At 62.2% G+C, this 18313-nt stretch carries 19 protein-coding genes; 7 read left to right on the top strand and 12 right to left on the bottom strand.

The features are described 5' to 3' along the window. Positions 1-41 precede the first annotated feature (41 nt). Both hfq and hflX read left to right on the top strand, forming a co-directional pair. Complete coding sequence (gene hfq / locus EN845_RS22330) at positions 42-287, top strand: RNA chaperone Hfq (protein ID WP_006202172.1); 246 nt, start codon at positions 42-44, stop codon at positions 285-287. Then, complete coding sequence (hflX, locus tag EN845_RS22325; RefSeq protein WP_127872375.1) at positions 288-1676, top strand: GTPase HflX; 1389 nt, start codon at positions 288-290, stop codon at positions 1674-1676. A 62-nt stretch (positions 1677-1738) separates the two neighbouring features. Here hflX and mazG read toward each other — a convergent pair whose 3' ends face one another. Both mazG and EN845_RS22315 read right to left on the bottom strand, forming a co-directional pair. Beyond that, positions 1739-2563 (bottom strand): nucleoside triphosphate pyrophosphohydrolase, encoded by an 825-nt coding sequence (gene mazG, locus EN845_RS22320; RefSeq protein WP_127872376.1) that lies wholly within the window; start codon positions 2561-2563, stop codon positions 1739-1741. An 89-nt stretch (positions 2564-2652) separates the two neighbouring features. Then, positions 2653-3837, bottom strand: a complete 1185-nt coding sequence (locus EN845_RS22315; RefSeq protein WP_127872561.1) for an amino acid aminotransferase — start codon at positions 3835-3837, stop codon at positions 2653-2655. Positions 3838-3966: 129 nt separating this feature from the next. On the opposite strand from EN845_RS22315, the gene EN845_RS22310 reads away from it, so the two are divergent. The 5 genes from EN845_RS22310 (at position 3967) to EN845_RS22290 (ending at position 7787) form a co-directional block, all read left to right on the top strand. Then, a complete protein-coding gene (locus EN845_RS22310; protein ID WP_127872377.1) occupies positions 3967-4578 on the top strand; it encodes a histidine phosphatase family protein in 612 nt (203 codons plus the stop codon). A gap of 102 nt (positions 4579-4680) precedes the next feature. Then, positions 4681-5199, top strand: a complete 519-nt coding sequence (locus EN845_RS22305; protein ID WP_245511781.1) for a sigma-70 family RNA polymerase sigma factor — start codon at positions 4681-4683, stop codon at positions 5197-5199. Then, complete coding sequence (locus EN845_RS22300; RefSeq protein ID WP_127872379.1) at positions 5196-5969, top strand: anti-sigma factor; 774 nt, start codon at positions 5196-5198, stop codon at positions 5967-5969. The genes EN845_RS22305 and EN845_RS22300 overlap by 4 nt, the downstream gene beginning before the upstream one ends. Before the next feature lie 24 nt (positions 5970-5993). Beyond that, complete coding sequence (locus EN845_RS22295) at positions 5994-6710, top strand: Bax inhibitor-1/YccA family protein (protein ID WP_127872380.1); 717 nt, start codon at positions 5994-5996, stop codon at positions 6708-6710. Positions 6711-6902: 192 nt separating this feature from the next. After that, positions 6903-7787: an aldose 1-epimerase family protein gene (locus EN845_RS22290; protein ID WP_127280957.1), complete on the top strand. Its 885-nt coding sequence runs from the start codon at positions 6903-6905 to the stop codon at positions 7785-7787. Between the two features lie 49 nt (positions 7788-7836). On the opposite strand, the gene EN845_RS22285 is transcribed toward EN845_RS22290, so the two are convergent. From EN845_RS22285 to EN845_RS22240, 10 genes are all read right to left on the bottom strand, one after another. Beyond that, complete coding sequence (locus EN845_RS22285) at positions 7837-8748, bottom strand: agmatinase (RefSeq protein ID WP_127872381.1); 912 nt, start codon at positions 8746-8748, stop codon at positions 7837-7839. Positions 8749-9300: 552 nt separating this feature from the next. After that, entirely contained in the window at positions 9301-9573 is a 273-nt protein-coding gene (locus EN845_RS22280) for a helix-turn-helix transcriptional regulator (RefSeq protein WP_127872382.1), read from the bottom strand. A gap of 94 nt (positions 9574-9667) precedes the next feature. Continuing rightward, positions 9668-9958, bottom strand: a complete 291-nt coding sequence (locus EN845_RS22275) for a DUF983 domain-containing protein (protein WP_135894015.1) — start codon at positions 9956-9958, stop codon at positions 9668-9670. 617 nt (positions 9959-10575) lie between these two features. After that, on the bottom strand, positions 10576-11115 hold the full coding sequence (locus EN845_RS22270; protein WP_127872384.1) for an NADH-quinone oxidoreductase subunit B family protein: 540 nt from the start codon (positions 11113-11115) through the stop codon (positions 10576-10578). A 12-nt stretch (positions 11116-11127) separates the two neighbouring features. After that, a complete protein-coding gene (locus tag EN845_RS22265) occupies positions 11128-12645 on the bottom strand; it encodes an NADH-quinone oxidoreductase subunit C (RefSeq protein WP_127872385.1) in 1518 nt (505 codons plus the stop codon). Between the two features lie 10 nt (positions 12646-12655). Then, positions 12656-14107 carry a hydrogenase 4 subunit F gene (locus tag EN845_RS22260; protein WP_127278784.1) on the bottom strand — a complete coding sequence of 484 codons (1452 nt, stop codon included), beginning with the start codon at positions 14105-14107 and terminating at the stop codon, positions 12656-12658. Beyond that, positions 14104-14766, bottom strand: coding sequence for a hydrogenase-4 component E (locus EN845_RS22255; protein WP_127872386.1), 663 nt, complete (start codon positions 14764-14766; stop codon positions 14104-14106). The genes EN845_RS22260 and EN845_RS22255 overlap by 4 nt, the downstream gene beginning before the upstream one ends. After that, positions 14766-15722, bottom strand: coding sequence for an NADH-quinone oxidoreductase subunit H (locus EN845_RS22250; RefSeq protein ID WP_127278786.1), 957 nt, complete (start codon positions 15720-15722; stop codon positions 14766-14768). Before EN845_RS22250 ends, EN845_RS22255 begins: the two co-directional genes overlap by 1 nt. After that, positions 15713-17731: a hydrogenase 4 subunit B gene (hyfB, locus tag EN845_RS22245; protein WP_127872562.1), complete on the bottom strand. Its 2019-nt coding sequence runs from the start codon at positions 17729-17731 to the stop codon at positions 15713-15715. Before hyfB ends, EN845_RS22250 begins: the two co-directional genes overlap by 10 nt. Then, a complete protein-coding gene (locus tag EN845_RS22240) occupies positions 17731-18045 on the bottom strand; it encodes a helix-turn-helix transcriptional regulator (RefSeq protein ID WP_127872387.1) in 315 nt (104 codons plus the stop codon). Before EN845_RS22240 ends, hyfB begins: the two co-directional genes overlap by 1 nt. Between the last annotated feature and the right edge of the window lie 268 nt (positions 18046-18313).

Raw genomic sequence — 18313 nt, 5'->3', positions numbered from 1 at the left:
ATTGGCTGCAAACCGAAGGGGATCGGCGAAAGACAAAAACAATGGCGGAACGATCGCAAAACCTTCAGGACCTGTTCCTGAACTCAGTTCGCAAGAGCAAGAACCCGCTCACCATCTTTCTCATCAACGGCGTGAAGCTGACCGGCGTGGTCACTTCCTTCGACAATTTCTGCGTCCTGTTGCGCCGCGACGGCCACTCCCAGCTCGTCTACAAGCACGCCATTTCCACGATCATGCCGAGCCAGCCGGTTCAGATGTTCGATGGCGAGGAAAGCCAGGGCGCCTGATTGGCACGTGAGAAGGACGCGGACGGCACGGTTCGCGGAAAACCAGCGCATCATCCCGGGGCGGCCGAAGCCCCGACCCGGGCCGTTGTCATCGTACCGGTGCTTACCCGCCAACCGCGTAATGACGATGACACGAGCCGTCCCCGGCTGACGCGCTCGGCCGAGGCGCGCCACGACGAAGCAGTCGGCCTTGCCCGCGCCATCGACCTTGATCTGATCCATACGGCCGTCGTGACCGTCAACGACCCGCGTCCGGCGACATTGCTGGGCAGCGGCAAGGTCGAGGAATTCGCCGAAATCGTCAAGGAGGGCCATGCGGAAGTGGTCATCGTCGACCATCCGCTGACGCCGGTGCAGCAGCGCAATCTCGAGAAGGAATTCAACGCCAAGGTGCTGGATCGCACCGGGCTCATCCTGGAGATTTTCGGCGAGCGGGCGCGCACCAAGGAAGGCACGCTGCAGGTCGAGCTTGCCCATCTCAACTACCAGAAGGGCCGCCTGGTACGCAGCTGGACCCACCTGGAGCGCCAGCGTGGCGGTGCCGGCTTCCTCGGCGGCCCCGGTGAAACGCAGATCGAATCCGATCGGCGTCAGTTGCAGGAAAAGATCATAAAGCTGAAGCACGAGCTGGAAACCGTGCGCCGCACCCGCGACCTGCATCGCGCCAAGCGCAAGAAGGTGCCGTTTCCGGTGGTGGCGATCGTCGGCTACACCAACGCCGGCAAGTCGACGCTGTTCAACAAGCTGACCGGGGCAGGGGTGCTGGCGCAGGACATGCTGTTTGCCACGCTTGATCCGACATTGCGCCGCGTACGCCTGCCGCATGGCACGCCGATTATACTTTCCGACACGGTGGGCTTCATTTCGGACCTTCCGACGCATCTGATCGCGGCTTTCCGCGCCACGCTGGAAGAAGTGGTCGAGGCCGACCTCGTTCTCCATCTGCGTGACATTTCCGATCCCGATACGGCGGCTCAGGCCGAGGATGTCGAGCGCATCCTCGCCGACCTCGGCGTCGATGCCGGCGACGCCAAGCGCGTCATCGAAGTCTGGAACAAGATCGACCTTCTGGACGAAGGCAACAGGCACCGGCTGCTTGCCGACGGCGCCGACGGCAGCAAGGAACCGCCAATCGCCGTATCGGCGGTATCAGGCGAAGGCATCGATGTACTGAAAGCGGTCATCGAAACGCGAATGGCCGGCGAGCTGCAAGACCTGACGGTGACGATCGAGCCGGCCCAGTTTGGCTTGGTCGATTGGCTTTATCGCAATGGTGACGTCGTTTCGCGGACCGACAATGACGACGGCAGCGCCACCATTTCACTGAAGGCCACGCAAAGCGCTCGCGAAGAGATCGAAAGCCGATTGCGGCGCAAAAACAACGGCTAACGCGCAGCAACTCCAGGAAAAGTGTATCGCGGTTTTTCGCCCGGCATTGCCGAGCTATAGGCTTACGTCGCGGTTTTCGCTTCCTGCCAGAGCGCTTCCATTTCCTCCAGGGTCGCTTCCTCCAGCGTGCCGCCGGATTTCTCCACGGCCTGCTCGACGTAGTGGAAGCGTGAGCGGAATTTCTCGTTGGTGCCGGCAAGCGCCGCTTCCGAGTCGAGCTTCAAGTGACGGCCGAGATTGACGACGGCAAACAGCGTGTCGCCGAACTCGTCCTTGATGTCAGCCGTTTCGCCCTTGGCCAGAGCCTCGCGCAACTCCCCGATCTCTTCCTCGATCTTGTCCAGGATGGGAACGGCCTCGCTCCAGTCGAAGCCGACACGGGCAGCCTTTTCCTGAAGTTTCAGCGCTCGCGTCAAGGCGGGCAGGGCGACTGGAACACTGTCCAGGAAGCCTTTGCCATTATCCTCGGGGTCGAGGCCACGCGCGAGGCGGGCTTGCCGCTTCTCGGCCTTCTCCTGCGCCTTGATCTTCTCCCACATGCCCTTGGCCATGCCGGCGCTGCGAGCCTTCTCGTCGCCAAAGACATGCGGATGGCGGCGGATCATCTTGGTGGTGATGGCCTGGACCACGTCGCCAAACGCGAACTCTCCGGCCTCCTGCGCCATCTGCGCGTGGTAGACGACCTGCAGCAGGAGGTCGCCGAGTTCGTCGCGCAGGTCGTCGAGATCGCCGCGCGCGATGGCGTCCGCCACCTCATAGGCCTCCTCGATCGTATAAGGGGCTATGGTCGAGAAATCCTGCTCGATGTCCCACGGACAGCCGGTCTTCGGCGCGCGCAACGCCGCCATGATCTCGATCAGGCGTGAAATATCTTTCGATGGTGTCATGCGGCGGATGCTATCGCGCCGACCGCCGCGCGGCCAACGCTGTCAGCCGGCGAGGGGACTTTGTCCACAGCTGCACCGTACCCGTTTCATCAGTCCAGCACGGAAACGATCGCCTTGGCGAGGTCATCCATGCCGTCCTCGGGCAGGCCGGCCACGTTGATGCGGCTGTCACCGACCATGTAGACGGCGTGCTCGGCGCGCAGCCGTTCGACCTGCGCTTCCGTGAGGCCAAGCCGGGAGAACATGCCGCGATGGCTGGCAACGAAGTCGAAGCGATCGGAATTGGATTGCCGGCGCAACGCCTCGGCGAACGCGACCCGAAGCCGCAGCATACGCAGGCGCATCTCTTCGAGCTCGGCTTCCCAGTCGGCACGCAGCGCGGCGTCTTCCAGCACGATGCGCACCGCGGCCGCGCCATGGTCCGGCGGCATCGAATACATGGCGCGCGCCGCCGACAGCATCTGGCTCATCGCCACGTCGGCCTGCGCGCCGTCCCTGGCCAGCACCATCGCCGCCCCGACACGGTCGCGGTAGACGGCGAAATTCTTCGAACAGCTCGACGCCACGACCATTTCCGGCACCTTCGCGGCCAACAGTCGCAAACCGAGTGCGTCCGCCTCGAGGCCGTCGCCAAAGCCCTGATAGGCGATGTCGACAAATGGCAGCAGGCCGCGCTCGACGACCAGATCCGTGACGGCCTCCCACTGAGCCGCGTCGAGATTGGCGCCGGTCGGGTTATGGCAGCAGCCATGCAGCAGCACCACGTCGCCGTTGTTGGCGCCCCGTAGCGCGGCCAGCATATCGTCGAAACGAACCGCGCCCGAGGCCGCATCGAAATAGGGATATTCGCGGATCTGCAGGCCGGCGGCACGCATCACCGGCATATGGTTCGGCCAGGTCGGGTCGGAGACCCAGACCGTCGCGTCCGACCGTGTGCGCTTGAGCAGTTCCGCCACCAGCCGCAGCGCGCCGGAGCCGCCAGGCGCCTGTGCTGCCCGGATACGCGACAGGTCGGCACCCGGACCGAAGGCGAGCTTGGCCATCACCGTGTTGAAAGTGGTATCGCCCGCAAGGCCGAGATAGGTCTTGGTATCCTGTCCCTGCAGCAACCGCTTCTCGGCCTCGCGCACGGCGCGCATGACCGGCGTCTTGCCGTCGCGATCCTTGTAGACGCCGACGCCGAGGTCGACCTTGCCAGGGCGTGGATCGGCGCGATAGAGGCCGATCAGCGCAAGAATCTTGTCGGCGGGAGCTGGCTGCAGGTCTTCGAACATCATTATGGTTCCGTTGGCGCGGCGGAGTGATACGCAAATTGGCTACGTTTCACCAGCGGTTTCGGTGCGCCGGCATGAAAGGCGGCACTGTTGGTACAGCTTCCACCCACTTCAGAGAAAGCATGCTCCATGCTCGTCCGTCTGACTATGATCTGCGCCGGCGCCACGGCGGCGACCCGGAAAGGATCGTTTCCTTCGGATGAACCGCTGGAGCCACGATCGCTGACATTGGCAAACGCGATGCGCGGGACGCTGCGTCGCGCCGACCGTGTGTGGACAGCGCCGGCGCTTCGCGCCCGTCAGACCGCGCAGGCGCTATCGCTGGATGCATCTGTCGATCCGACGCTGGCGGACCAGAACTACGGACGATGGGCAGGCAAGAGCCTTGACGAGGTGGAGGCGCGACAGCCCGACGAGATCGGCGCCTGGCGCACGGATCCGAATGCGGCCCCGCATGGTGGCGAATCGCTGGCCGAGGTTGCCCAAAGGGCGGCTGGATTGATGGATCGATTGATCGCCGAACGTGGCCACACGATCGCAGTAACGCATGCCAGCGTCATCCGCGCCGCGATCCTGCATGTTCTCGGCGCGCCGCTTGCCGCCAGTTGGAAGATCGACGTCGAGCCGCTGAGCATCACGGATTTTCGCAGCGATGGCCACAGGTGGATGCTCCGCGCCTGCGGCGTAACGCTTCCCAAACCGGCAAAACACTTTGGACCAGGGGGCGCCTACGACAACTGAGCGAGGTGAGGGCAGCCGCCGACATATCCTCCAACGAAGAAAAAATGGCGCCAGCGGGATTAAAGGCCCCACATGCTCCGTAAACAGGGCATGAAACCGTCGATGCCACGCTTTGACATCATAGGACAGCTCGGGTCGCTGCGGCGCTATGCGCGCTCGCTGACGCGCGACGGCGTCGAGGCCGAGGATCTCGTGCATGACGCGCTGGTGCGCGCCTATGAGCGGCGCGGCACCTTCCGCTCGGGAGGAAACCTGCGGGCATGGCTGCTGTCGATCGTCCACAACACCTTCATCGACCGCGTGCGTTCGCGCCGTTCGGAAGCGGCGCGGCTGGAACAGGCCGGATATCTGGCCGACGGCAGCACGCCGGCGCCGCAGGAACATTCCGTGCGCCTGGCGCAGGTGCGCGAAGCCTTTTTCAGCCTGCCGGAAGAGCAGCGCTCGGCGTTGCATCTGGTCGCCATCGAGGGCCTCTCCTACCAGCAGGCGGCAAATGCCAGCGGCGTGCCGCTGGGCACGCTGATGTCGCGTATCGGCAGGGCGCGCGCGGCTTTGCGCCAGATGGAAGAGGCGCCCGCCCGTGGCAAAAATCATCTCAGGATCGTGGGAGGCGACTCATGACCGCTCTTGTCGACCCGGTTACGGACGCCGATCTCGACGCCTATGTCGACGACCAGCTCGACGTCACCCGCCGCATCGAGGTCGAGGCTTTCCTGGCCGCGCGTCCGGCGGCGGCCGCGCGCGTGATGTCCGATCTGCGCACCCGCGACGAACTGCGCGTGGCGTTGGCTGGCTCCGGTGGCATGGCGCGGCCAGCAACGGCCGATGCCGCACGGCGGCTGGAGAGGGGACTTGGCCGGGGCCGTATCTTCGGCGTGCTGCAACGCGCGGCGGCGGTTGCTGCTTTCGTTGCCGCCGGCTGGCTGGCCAACGGCATCATCGGGCCGATATCGGTGACAAAGGTCGTCGCTTCGCCGCAGCCGCCCGCCTATGTCGACGAGGCGGTACAGGCACATAGGACGACGCTGCTGCGCGAGAACATGCCCTCGCAGACCGAGGCGCCCAATTACAATGCCGGCGAGATCCGCGCCGCCACCGCCATTGTCATGCCATCCCTGCCGACGGACTGGAAAGTCCGCGACGTGCAGATCTATCCGTCGCGCTTCGGCCCGAGTGTCGAGATTGCTGTTGAAACGAAGGAGATGGGCCTGGTGTCGCTGTTCGCAATCCGGCCGGGCACTTTCGATGTGGTCAAACCGACCGTCGCGCCCTCCGGCGACATCTCCTCGGCTTACTTCCAGATCGGCGATGTCGCCTACGCGGTTGTCGCGAAGAGCGAGGTTCATGATCTCGACCGCGCCGCCGAAACGCTCGCCAGAACGCTTTACTGACCGATCCACAAAGGAGACCTGAAAATGAATGCGCCCAATCTTGGATACCGCGTGGGCACAGGCGCCCGGACCGGAGCCGTCTACGACGAGGGCCTGCGCCAGCACATGCTGCGCGTTTACAATTACATGGGCCTCGGCCTGGTGGTCACGGGCCTTGTCGCCTTGCTGGTGTCGTCGACGCCGGCTCTCTACGTGCCGATCTTTTCCAGCCCGCTGAAATGGGTGGTGATGCTGGCGCCGCTCGCTTTCGTGCTGCTGTTCTCGTTCAAGATGCAGACCATGTCGGCGGCAAGCGCGCAGGCAATGTTCTGGGCCTTCTGTGCCGTCATGGGCCTGTCGCTGGCCTCGGTGTTCCTGGTCTTCACCGGAACCAGCATCGCGCGCACCTTCTTCATCGCCGCCACCATGTTCGGCGCCACCAGCCTCTACGGCTACACGACCAGGCGCGACCTGACGCAGTTCTCGTCCTTCCTGATCATGGGCTTGATCGGCGTGGTGATCGCCAGCATCGTCAACATTTTCCTCGGCTCGACCGCGCTGCAGTTCGCCATCTCGGTGATCGGCATCGCCGTGTTCATCGGCCTGACCGCCTGGGATACGCAGACGATCAAGGAGCAGTATGCGGAGAATTTCGATGCGGAGTCGCGGCAGAAGCTCGCCGTCTTCGGTGCGTTCTCGCTCTATCTGAATTTCATCAACATCTTCCAGCTGCTGCTGAATTTCACCGGCGAGCGGGAATAGTCCGAACCGTAGCAGGCAACATCTGGCATTCTGCCGTGGCCGGAGGGAAACCTCCGGCCACTTTTTCATTCGAGACGACGCTTGGCCCGCGGCGCCGTCGATGTTCATAAATGCAAATGGGTCGGCGGCCTTGAGTTCGAGCCCGGCCATTTGCTAGCCTGCTGGCCACACCAGACAAACCGCGAGGGACATATGGGACAGGACAGCCTGACGCTCGACGGTGACGGCATATCGGCAACCATCGTCGCGGATGGCGCGGAACTGGTTTCGCTGCGGGATGCACGAGGATTTGAGTTCCTGTGGCAGGCCGGACCGGCCTGGCGACGCCATTCGCCGGTGCTGTTTCCGATCGTCGGCCGGCTGAAGGGCGATCAGCTGCGCCATCGCGGCCAGACCTATCCGATGACGCAGCACGGCTTCGCGCGCGATAAGCCTTTTGCGTGGGCGGAGAGGGGGCCCCGGTCCTGCACGCTGGTGCTCACCGATGACATGGAAACCCGAACGCACTACCCGTTCGCATTTCGCCTGGCCGTGACCTATACGCTGGGCGAGGGGCAGCTCGACATAGGATTAGAGGTCACCAACACTGGCGACGACCCGTTGCCGGCCTCGATCGGGGCGCATCCGGCATTCAACTGGCCGCTTCTGCCCGATGTAGCCAAGGACGCCTATCGCCTGACGTTCGCCGAAGCAGAGCGCGCTCCGATCCGCCGGCTGAAGGATGGCCTGCTCACCGCGACGCCGCAGCCAACGCCTGTCAAAGGCAATATCCTCGAGCTGTCCGAACGGCTGTTTGATGGGGACGCCGTGATCCTGGACCAGCCGGCCAGCAGCAGCGTTCGCTACAGCGCCGATCGCGGTCCGGCGATCGAGGTCTCATGGCAGGGATTTCAAGAACTGGGCATTTGGTCCAAACCTGGCGGCGCACCGTTCCTGTGCATCGAGCCTTGGCACGGCATTGCCAGCCCGCTGGATTTCGATGGCGAGTTCACCGACAAGCCGGGCCTGATGCTGATCGCGCCGGGCGCGAAGCGTTCGCTGAGTTACCGGATCAGGCTGGAGCAGGGGCCTCGGTAAGGTTCCTGCAAGCCGCGGACCGGAGCCGTATTCGACCTCAGGTCGAGGTTCAAACCTGCCGGACCACGGCGCCGATCACATTGATGAGAAGGCGCGCGGCGGTGAGGGCCGACAGGCCGTCAATGTCGGCTGGCGGATAGAGCTCCACAAGATCGAATCCGGCGATCCTCGCCCGCTTGCCGAGGCCTGCGATGAGATCGATGATCTGCGTATAGGTGAGGCCGCCGGGCGTACGCGCGGCCACGCCAGGCATGATGCCTGGGTCGAGACTGTCGCAGTCGAAGGTGACGACGACCCGCGCGCCTTCCGGAATATGGCGCAGGGCGGCTTCGACACCCAGGGCGTGAACCTCGCGGGCGGTGACGAAACGGCTGCCATAGTGCCGCGCCGCTTCGATTTCCGCGAGGCGTGCGCTGCCGACGCTGCGCAATCCGACCTGCACCATGCCGGCGACATGCGCCATCTCGCTCGCCCGGCGCATCGGGCTGGAGTAGCCGTAGCGCTCGCCATGCACTTCGTCACGCCAGTCGATATGGGCGTCGATCTGCAGGATCCAGACAGGCCCGTGATCCGCGAAGCCGGCGAGGAAGGGACTGACCACGGAATCGTCGCCGCCGAGCAGGATGGGCACGGCCGGCGATGACAGGATCTCGCGCGTCTTCGCCTCGATCCGGGCACGGTTGCCGGCATTGTCATGCATGATGGTCAGGATGTCGCCGGCGTCGACGCAGCAGATCGGCCTGCCGTCGAACAGCGGGCCGCCGAGATCGAAATCCCAGTGCTTGACGAGCGCGGCATCACCCTGGCTCGCAAAGCGGATGGCCTCGGCGGCCAAGGCATGACCGCTGCTGTCTTTGCCGGGATAGGTGCTGCCGTGACCAGCTCCGAAGATTACCGCGCGGGGCGCCGTGCCATCGGCGAGGCGATCGGGCAAGCCTAGAAAGGAAGATCGAGTGGTCATTTCTGATCGCCTTCAGTCCCGCCGACGCATGATGAGTGGATTGGAGCAGGGTGGTTGCTTTGTATGCCGGATTCCATCGAGCGCATCCAGATCCATCGCATCCTGCTCGAAGCTGCGCTGATCCGATCCGGATATAGGAACACACATGGAGAGCATCGCGCGGCACCGCCGCGTCATCTACAGTGATATGTTGGGTGCGGGCGGTCCGCAAAACGGATGTATTGTCTCGATCGACGCGCCGGTATCGGCGGCGTGTTCGAAAAATCCGCTGCGAGGCCGAAGACCTCAGGAGGTGAGCGGCATTAGTGGGCTTCACTGCCTGGAGCGGACGAGGGTCAGGAGGTCGGGTGAAGATCTATGTTCCGAGTGTAGTGGAGGGGCAGGAATGAGTTCTTCCCGAACAAACCGACCGACCAGCTACCAGTTGGCTCCTGATGTTCTGTGTATCGTCGCTTCATTGGCCCATTGGATGATACGTGTTCATCTTTCCTGCTTCTCAGGTCGAGACCTCGCCGATTGATCGGTGTCGTCCTTACGACGCCGTCGGGGCAATCAATGCGTCCGGCCTGCCAGACCGACAGGATGCGCCAGGCGCACGCCTCGGCCTCCGCCGCCACTGCGCTCATGATCGCCAATCAGCTCGACCCCTGCTGCTCTGAGGGCGATTACGACGTTCTTCTGCATGTCAAACGCGCCGGGTAGATCGCTCTCGCCGGCCTCCATTCGTTGGATGGCTGACAGGGAAATGCCGGCACGCTCAGCTAGGCTTTTCTGGTCGATTCCAAGCAATGCCCGGGCTGCGCGAATCTGCGAAGCGCTAATCACATTTTGGTCTCCAGGCTACGCTGCTCCGCATTGAAACAGTCATCGACCAACGCGACGGCGTATGGAAAGACGGCAATTGTGATCAGTAAAGGGATCATCCCGGCTCGTCGTTTTTAAGCCGCGAAAACCAGAACGCGCTGATCAAAGCGCCTTTTATGCGGGGTAACAAAAGCAGTATCAGCGCTACAATAATAAGAGAGATCAATACCATTGTGACGGCGAAGTATGACAGAAGAAGCCCTTGGAACAAGAAATACAAGGGGGCTGCAAAGACGCCCGCAATGAGGATAGTGAACCAAGGCGCCGCATCGTCAGATTCTATGTCACCAAAGTGTTCTCCACAAACTGCGCAACGCTCCACCTGCTTCAGGTAGGTGCGATACAATTTCCCCTGACCACAGTTAGGGCATCGGCCCACCAAGCCTCGTGAAAGGGCGACTGGCAGAGCCGGCCGTGCAAATATGTCGCTTCCTTTTGTCCATCAATGATAATGTATAATACATGACACTCAATGGTTCAACACCTAGATATACACTGTCTGACATGATGCTGCACGGGTCCAGCGTTAGGTTGCGGGGCTGCTGCGCCATCAGATGGACACTGTCTGACCATGCGCGCCTTGCGGACTGTCATTTCAGATGATCGGCCAACTCGTAAGGCCCACTAGGACGCCTGAGCGTTGCACTCAAGCCTGCCGCGGCTATCTCGCCGACTGTTCACGGCGGAGGGCATCGGTTCCGTGAGGAACACCGGAAGCTAGCTGCTCGTCGGGTGATGGTTCCTGCCCGCTTGGCTGATGCAGTCCAGCGCGCTCATCACTTCCTGATCTCGGCCTGCTCCCTTGCAATCTGCGGCAGCCCGTCGACCAGTTTGCCCTGCTTCTGCTTCACGCTGCGATCGTTCAAGGCTCCGTTTTCACATCGAACCTGGTTAGTCGGGATGCCATTTTAGGCCTGGAGGCTTTTGCTCCCCTTGTGGCGGAAGAGCCCTCCACATCGATAGTCAACTTCGAGCAACGCCAGCCTTTGAACTCACTCCCTCAAGCAAGGCGAGCAGGCCTTTCAGAATTTCGATGGGCGGCGGCGGGCAGCCTGGAATATGCAGGTCGACGGGCAGCGCCTCCGACACTCCGCGCATCACGGCATAGCCGCCGGCGAAACAGCCGCCGTTCTTGGCGCAATCTCCGAGCGCGACCACCCATTTGGGATTAGGAGTTGCGTCGTATGTCCGCTTCAATGCCTCGCGCATGTTTTTTGTGACCGGACCCGTGACGAGCAGCACATCGGCATGGCGCGGCGATGCGACGAACCGGATCCCAAAACGCTCGATGTCGTAGAAAGCGTTGTTGAGCGCATGCATCTCGAGTTCGCAACCGTTGCAGGAACCGGCGTCGACAGCCCGAATCGCCAGGCTTCTCCCCAGCCTTTTGCGAGCGGACCCGTTGAGGGCACGCGCCAATTCCTCGACTGCCGATTCGCGTGCCACCGGTGGACGCTCGGTGAGAGGGGGGCGTATCAGGCTTTCGAAGAGAAGCTTGCGCATGACGACGTGCCTTCAGAGATCGTGGCCGGAATAGGAGCAGTTGAACGATTTGTTGCACAGCGGGAAGTCGGCGACGATGTTTCCCTCGATCGCAGCCTCAAGAAGCGGCCATTGAAACCACGACGGATCACGCAGGTGACAGCGCTCCACCAAGCCGCCCTTGCCGATGCGCAGCCAGGCCAGAATGTCGCCCCGGAAACCTTCGATAAGCGCCATGCCTTCATGCGGCCCGCCTGTCTGCGCGAAGTCGACACGGATCGGCCCATCTGGCAGTTGTGCCAGGATTTGCTCGACCAGGGATAGGCTCTGTTCAACCTCGTGGATACGAATCCAGACACGGGCGTTCACATCGCCCTCCTGGAGGACAGGCACATCGAAGGCGAGCTTGTCATAGGGTGGATAGGCGACATTGCGGCGGGCATCGAAGTCCCGGCCGGAGGCCCGCCCGACATACCCTCCAGCACGATATTGTCGAGCAAGCTCCACCTTCAGCCGGCCAGTTGCGACTGTCCGATCCTGGAGCGAAGCCGTGTTGTCGTAGAGTTCGACCAGTGCGGGAAACCGCCGCCTGATCTCTGCGATCAGAGACCTGACCGCTGTCGCCCCCTCATCGCTGAGGAAGCTTGCCACCCCTCCCGGCACGATGCGGTCGCGCATCAAACGATGGCCGAAGGCATTATCGCTAGCCCGCAACACGCGCTCACGCAGCACTCCGCAGTGGGCATGCATGAGGGCGAAGGCGGCATCATTGCAGATGGCGCCGATGTCGCCCAGATGGTTGGCCAGACGCTCCAGCTCGGCCATGAGCGCTCTCAACCAGGTTGCTCGTGAGGGAATCTCGACACCCAGCGCCGTTTCGACCGCGCGGGCAAAAGCCAGTGAATACGCCACGGTGCTGTCGCCAGAGGTCCTGCCCGCCAGTTTGGCTGCACGGTCGATATCGGACCCCGCCATCAAGCCTTCTATGCCCTTGTGCGTGTATCCGAGGCGCTCCTCCAGCCGGACGACCGTTTCGCCGCTCGCTGTAAATCGAAAATGCCCTGGCTCGATGATGCCGGCATGCACGGGCCCGACCGGAATCTGATGCAGGCTTTCCCCCTCGGCTGACAGGAAAGGGTACGGGGACACCGTTGCAGCAGACGTCCGGACGTGGGTATTCAATGGATAGCTGACACCCCAGTGGCCATGATCAAGCCACGGTCGCGTATCAGGCGCGCCTTGTGGCAAGAGGCCGAAAAGGTCAGCGGCCGCACGTTCGAGACGCAATGCCGGCGGATGCAGCCGACCGACCGATGGGTAGCGGCCGTCCGGGCATTTCAGGCTGATAACGCCGATGTTCCCGGCCGTTTCGTCAAGAAGCGCCATGTGGACGACGCTTGGCTCACCCCAAAGACCGAGCAAGCTCCAGTGACCCACGACCAGCTTTTCAATAGCAAAGCCCCATATTTGGGGGGTCGCCACGGCGCGTGGCCAAGGGAAATGTTTTTTTACACGTCGGCCATCAAGTATGAGATCGATCAGCTCGGGCATGGCTCTTTTCTCATCCCAGGATACTTGCGACATGCTGGAACCATGTGACCAGCGATGGCGGCAGGTAGATGCCGGCGGCAAACACCAGCGCCAAGTGGGAATACATCGGTATGTAGGACGCCTCGGCGGGTGCGGTGCTGCCGCGCGGTTCGCCGAAAGCGACGCCGGTCAGTCGAAGCAGCAGGGCTCCGAAAGCGAGCAGAATCCCGAACACCAACGGCATCGCCAGGAGGGGGTGTCTGGCAAATGTCGAACTCACGACCAGGAATTCGCTCATGAAGATGCCGAGCGGAGGAAGGCCGGCAATGGCAACAACCCCGATGACGAGCGCCCAGCCAAGCCCCGGATGCGTCTCTGTCAGCCCCCGGATCTCTGCTATGTTCTGTGTTCCCTTGACCTGGGCAATGTGGCCTACCGTAAAAAAGATCGCCGACTTGGTCAGGCTGTGCATGACCATGTGCAGCAGACCGGCAAAATTGGCGAGCGGGCCACCCATGCCGAAAGCGAACACGATGATGCCCATGTGCTCGATCGAAGAGTACGCGAACAGACGTTTGATGTCGCGGCGGCGGTAGAGCATGAAGGCCGCGAAAACAAGCGACGTCAGCCCCATCGTGATCATCAATGGCCCAGGCGCGATCGCTTCGGGGCTAGCCGCAAGCAGCAGCTTGAAGCGCAGCACGGCATAGAGCGCGACGTTCAACAGCAGGCCTGACAGCACCGCGGAAATCGGCGTCGGGCCTTCCGCGTGCGCATCCGGCAGCCAGGCATGCAAGGGCGCAAGGCCAACCTTCGTACCGTAGCCGAGCAGCAGGAAAACGAAGGCGACATTCAGCAAGGCCGGGTCGAAGCGCGCCGCATGCTCGATGAGCACCGTCCAGACCATGGCATTCGTGCCCTCGCCGACAACCGGCTGGGCGGCCATATAGACGAGGATGGTACCGAAGAGCGCAAGCGCGATGCCGACGCTTCCCAGAATGAAATATTTCCAGGCGGCTTCCAGCGCTTCGTGCGTGCGGTAGATCCCGACCATGAGCACGGTGGTCAGTGTGGCAAGCTCCACCGCCACCCACATCAGGCCGATATTGTTCGACACGAACGCCAGGTTCATGCCGAACATCATGATCTGGTACATAGCGTGATAAAATCGCAAGTTTGGTACGGTCAGCCGCCCTGTCTCGAGCTCGTGCGCAATGTAGGAGGCGCTGAAGACACTCGTCGTGAAACCGACGAATGCGTTGAGCACGATGAAGACGATATTGAGATCGTCGACGAGCAAGTATTGGCCCGGCAGCGGCCGATCCGTGACGAAGAGCGACACCGCGGCGAGCAAGGTCAGCAAGCTCGCGCCGACATTGAGGCCCGCCGATATCCGGTAGTTCGGCAGCGACGCCAGAAGTGCGGCCGCGCTGGCCGGTATCAGCAAAACGGCAGCCACCGCATCGAGGGATAACGCGGTCAACGGTGTTCTCCCCTGTAATCGTCGAGCGCGCCGACATCCACCGAGTCGAACCGTTCGCGTATACGGAACAGGAAAACCCCGATGACGATGAAGGCGATCAGGATCGAGAAGGCGACACTTATCTCGACGACCAGCGGCATGCCCTTTGCCCCCGTGGCGGCAAGGACCAGACCGTTCTCGAGCGACATGAATCCGACAACCTGGCTCACGGCATTCCGGCGGGTGACCATCACCAGAAGGCCCAGCAGTATGATGGACAGCGCGAAGGCCAGGTCCTCGCGGGCGAGGGGGTCAGCTTCGGGCGTGACGCGCAGCATCAACACCATGGACAGGGCCACCAGGCCTATTCCCGCAAGCATCGTCGGACCGATCCCAACGGCTGTCTCGATGTCGCGATGGATACCGAGCCGCTGGATGATGCGATGAAGCCCGACGGGAATGACGATCGCCTTGAAAACGAGAGCGATCGCCGCGGTGACGTAGAGATGATGGGCGTCCTGAATGTATGCCTGCCAGGCTACCGACAGCGCAAGCACGACGGCATGCAGCGCAAAGACGTTGATCAGCGCGAAAAGTCGATCCTGATAGAGCATCATGAAGCTGACCAGCACCAGGCCGCCGGCGAGCAAATGAGCGATGTCGAAGGTGAGACCGTTCATCACAGACTCCGCGAGACGAACAGCAGGAGCGTGCCGAGCAGCGCCAACATGAGTGCGGCGCCCAAAAAATCCGGGACGCGGAAGACGCGCATCTTGGCGATGGCAGTCTCAAACACGGCGAGCAGAATGCCGCAGACGGCAAGCTTGCCGATATAGGCAACGACACCTGGAGCAAGGGATTCCGGTCCTGCCTCGGCGGTCGCCTGTCCCCAAGGTAGGAAGACGCAGCAAATCAGCGACATATAGAGCAGGAGCTTGAGGAAGGCCGCGAACTCGATCATCGCCAGATGGCGACCTGAATATTCCAGCACCATCGCCTCGTGAACCATGGTGAGTTCCAGATGGGTCGATGGGTTGTCCACTGGTATGCGGGCGTTTTCGGCGACCGCCACCATCACCAGGGCGATGAGGGACATCCCGAGCGATACCCGCAGCCCAACTTGCGGCGAGCCCATGAAGGCGGCGACCGTGGACAGCTGCGTCGCTCCGGCAACAAGCGCCAGGCTGAATACGATCAGAAGCATTGCGGGCTCGGCCAGGGAAGCGATCATGACCTCGCGGCTCGAACCTATGCCGCCAAAGCTGGTGCCGACGTCCATCCCCGCCAGCGCCAGGAAGAACCGAGCGCTCCCAAGCAGTGCAACGATGGCTATGAGATCCGCAGTCCAACTGAAGGTGAGCCCGGTAGCGAATGTCGGGATGAGCGCAGCCGCGACCCAGGTCGTGGCGAAGATCAGATAGGGCGTCACGCGAAACAGCCAGGAGGCGTTATCCGCCAGGACGACCTCCTTGCGCATGAGCCGTAGGAGGTCGCGATAGGGCTGGACGAGAGAGGGACCCTGGCGCCGCAGAAGTCTCGCCTTCACCTTGCGCACGAAGCCAGTCAGGAGTGGCGCCAGTAAAAGCACCAGGATCATCTGTGCGCCCTGAACGGCCAACTCAAGGATCAGGGCCATAGTGCGAGCACCAGGAGCAAGACAACGAGAAAGAGAAAGACGAGGGTCAGGTAGCGCCTGATCGTCAGGAACTGGAGATGGTTCAGGTGGTCGGTCGCGAAGTCGAGGGCCTTGCCGATGGGCAGATACAGCGTCTCCCAGATCACATCATGCATTTCGACATCCAGGCGAGCCGGACCGGTTTGGCCGGGGGGCGGCATTTCGACGGTTTCCCTCGCACGGAAAGCGAACGTGCCGAAGACGCGGCGGATAGGCTGTGCGAAGCTGACGGCCGTGTATTGCGAGCTTGGGGTCACATCCGCGAAGCCACAACCCCAGGCAGGACCCCGACGGATTGCATGCGACGCGAAACGGTGGATGACATATGCTGCTGCGGATGCTGAAAACGCGATGAACAGAAACACCAGCAGGCCGTTGTAGGAACTGCGGCTTGTCGCAATCGGCACGATCGACAGCCAGGGCTGCGCCATCTGCACCGGCATCCGGCTGCCAATCAGCGGGAGAGTCACCGATGATAGGCCGTCTATTACAAGACCTGGAACGATGCCGGCAAGCAGACACAGGGCCGCGAGGCTGAACATTGCAGTCAGCGAGTAGCGGTCGACCTCGTGCGCCGGTTCCACCGCGGCCGAGCGCGGCCTGCCGAGGAATGTGATCCCGAACGCCTTCACGAAGCAGGCCGCGGCCAGTGCCGCCGAGAGTGCCAGCAGACCACCGACGGCGGGCACCATGACCTTCAGTCCCCATTGTGGCAGGTCGGGGCTCTGCAATATGGCCTGGAAGGCTAGCCATTCGGAGACGAACCCGTTGAAGGGTGGAAGAGCCGAGATCGCGACGCAGCCGACGAGAAAGGCAAAACTTGTAAGGGGCATGCGATGGATGAGGCCGCCCAGCTTCTCCATGTCACGCTCACCGGTTGCCGTCAGCACGGCGCCCGCGCCAAAAAACAGCAGGCTCTTGAAGAAGGAATGGTTGAGGACGTGGAACAGCGCGGCGGTGAGCGCCAGCGCCGCGGCCGATGGCATGGCATTCGCCCTGAATGCTAGCGCAAGGCCAAGGCTCACGAAGATGACGCCGACATTTTCAATGGTGCTATAGGCAAGCAGCCGCTTCAGGTCCTTTTCCATCAGCGCGTAGAGGATGCCGAGAACCGCCGTCAGGCCGCCGAGGAAAAGCACAACAACGCCTGACCACCATGCCGGCTCGCCGAGGAGGTCGAAAATAACGCGTATGAAGCCATAGACGGCGACCTTGGTCATGACGCCGCTCATCAGAGCCGAGACGTGGCTCGGCGCGGCCGGGTGAGCGAGTGGCAGCCAAACGTGCAGCGGTACAAGGCCAGCCTTGGAGCCTGCGCCCAGCAGCATAAGAGCCAGGACGAAAGCGGTGGCGAGCGGGGTGGGGGAGGCGGCACGCATCGCTTCGAACGTGTAGTTCCCGCCAGGGCCTGACAGGAGACCGAACGCAAGCAGCAGTGCGAGCGTTCCGAAACTCGCCATCACGAGATAGATGTAGCCCGCCCGCGCATTGTCCTGTTCGCGATGGTGCGCCATGACGAGCGCCCAGGAGGCGAGCGACATGAATTCCCAGGACAGCAGAAAGGTGAAGGCGTCGTCTGCCATCACGACAAGGTTCATTGCGGCAAGGAAGGCCGGGAAGAACGGCAGCACGCGATGCGGCGCGGACTCGTGCCTGCCGTAGCCGAGGCCGTAAAGACTGGCCATGGCGCCGCCGAAATTGACGACGGCAAGGAAGAAAGTCGAGAGCGCATCCAAGCGGAAATGAGCGCCAATCCATGGCAACCCAAGAGGCAGCGCGGCAGTCGACGGGGTGACGGGATCATTGGCGATGCGGCTCGCGAGAACCAGGAGCACGGCCGCCGATATGCCTAGCGTCAAGCCGTAGATCAGGCGTGTTCCCGAGCCAGATCTACGGCTTTCCGAAACCGCAAGCACCGCGGTCCCCAAGAGCGCAGCAACGCCCCACAGGAGGACCGCGGCGCTCGAAATCACGCCACGCTCCTCACGGGGAGTTTGGCGTCCGTATCGATCCCGCCCAGAATTTTGGCGGGATCAAAATCTGCTTTCAGTCGCACGCCGCGCCCACCGATTTGGCTGGAGGCGCCTTCAGCAATCAATTCCACGCCGGCAAGGTCAAGAGCCCCAATCAGCTTCATGAGGGAATCGACGTTGCCTCGGATAATCGACTCACTGGCTTCCATACGTTGAATTGTCGGCACCGAAAGGCCTGATAATTCGGCAAGCCTGCGCTGGTCGATGCCAAGGAGCGCCCTCGCGGCACGCAACTGTGGAGCAGTTATCACGGTCGCATCCCCTTTTCGATCAGCTTTGACGTATTATCTCTAAGCGCTGCAGCATATATTAAAATGCGGCGCATTCAAATAATGATGCGTGACGCATCTGTCTCGAAGTTGTAGAAAACTGGGAGATACGAGTTGGGAGGCGCTGAGCCTCGCCGATTGGGTTGCCCTGCAGCTGGAAGCGGAGCCTGCTGCGATGACGGAGGAATCCCTGGGCTCCGGGTGAGTGCTGACAGAAAGAAAGTTCGTGAAACTGGCGGTACAGCGGACT

It is taken from the genome of Mesorhizobium sp. M8A.F.Ca.ET.202.01.1.1 (assembly GCF_004791595.1).
Lineage (GTDB): Bacteria > Pseudomonadota > Alphaproteobacteria > Rhizobiales > Rhizobiaceae > Mesorhizobium.
The sequence above is the reverse complement of the archived record's forward strand: the minus strand, read 5'-3'. Positions and strand labels throughout refer to the sequence as shown.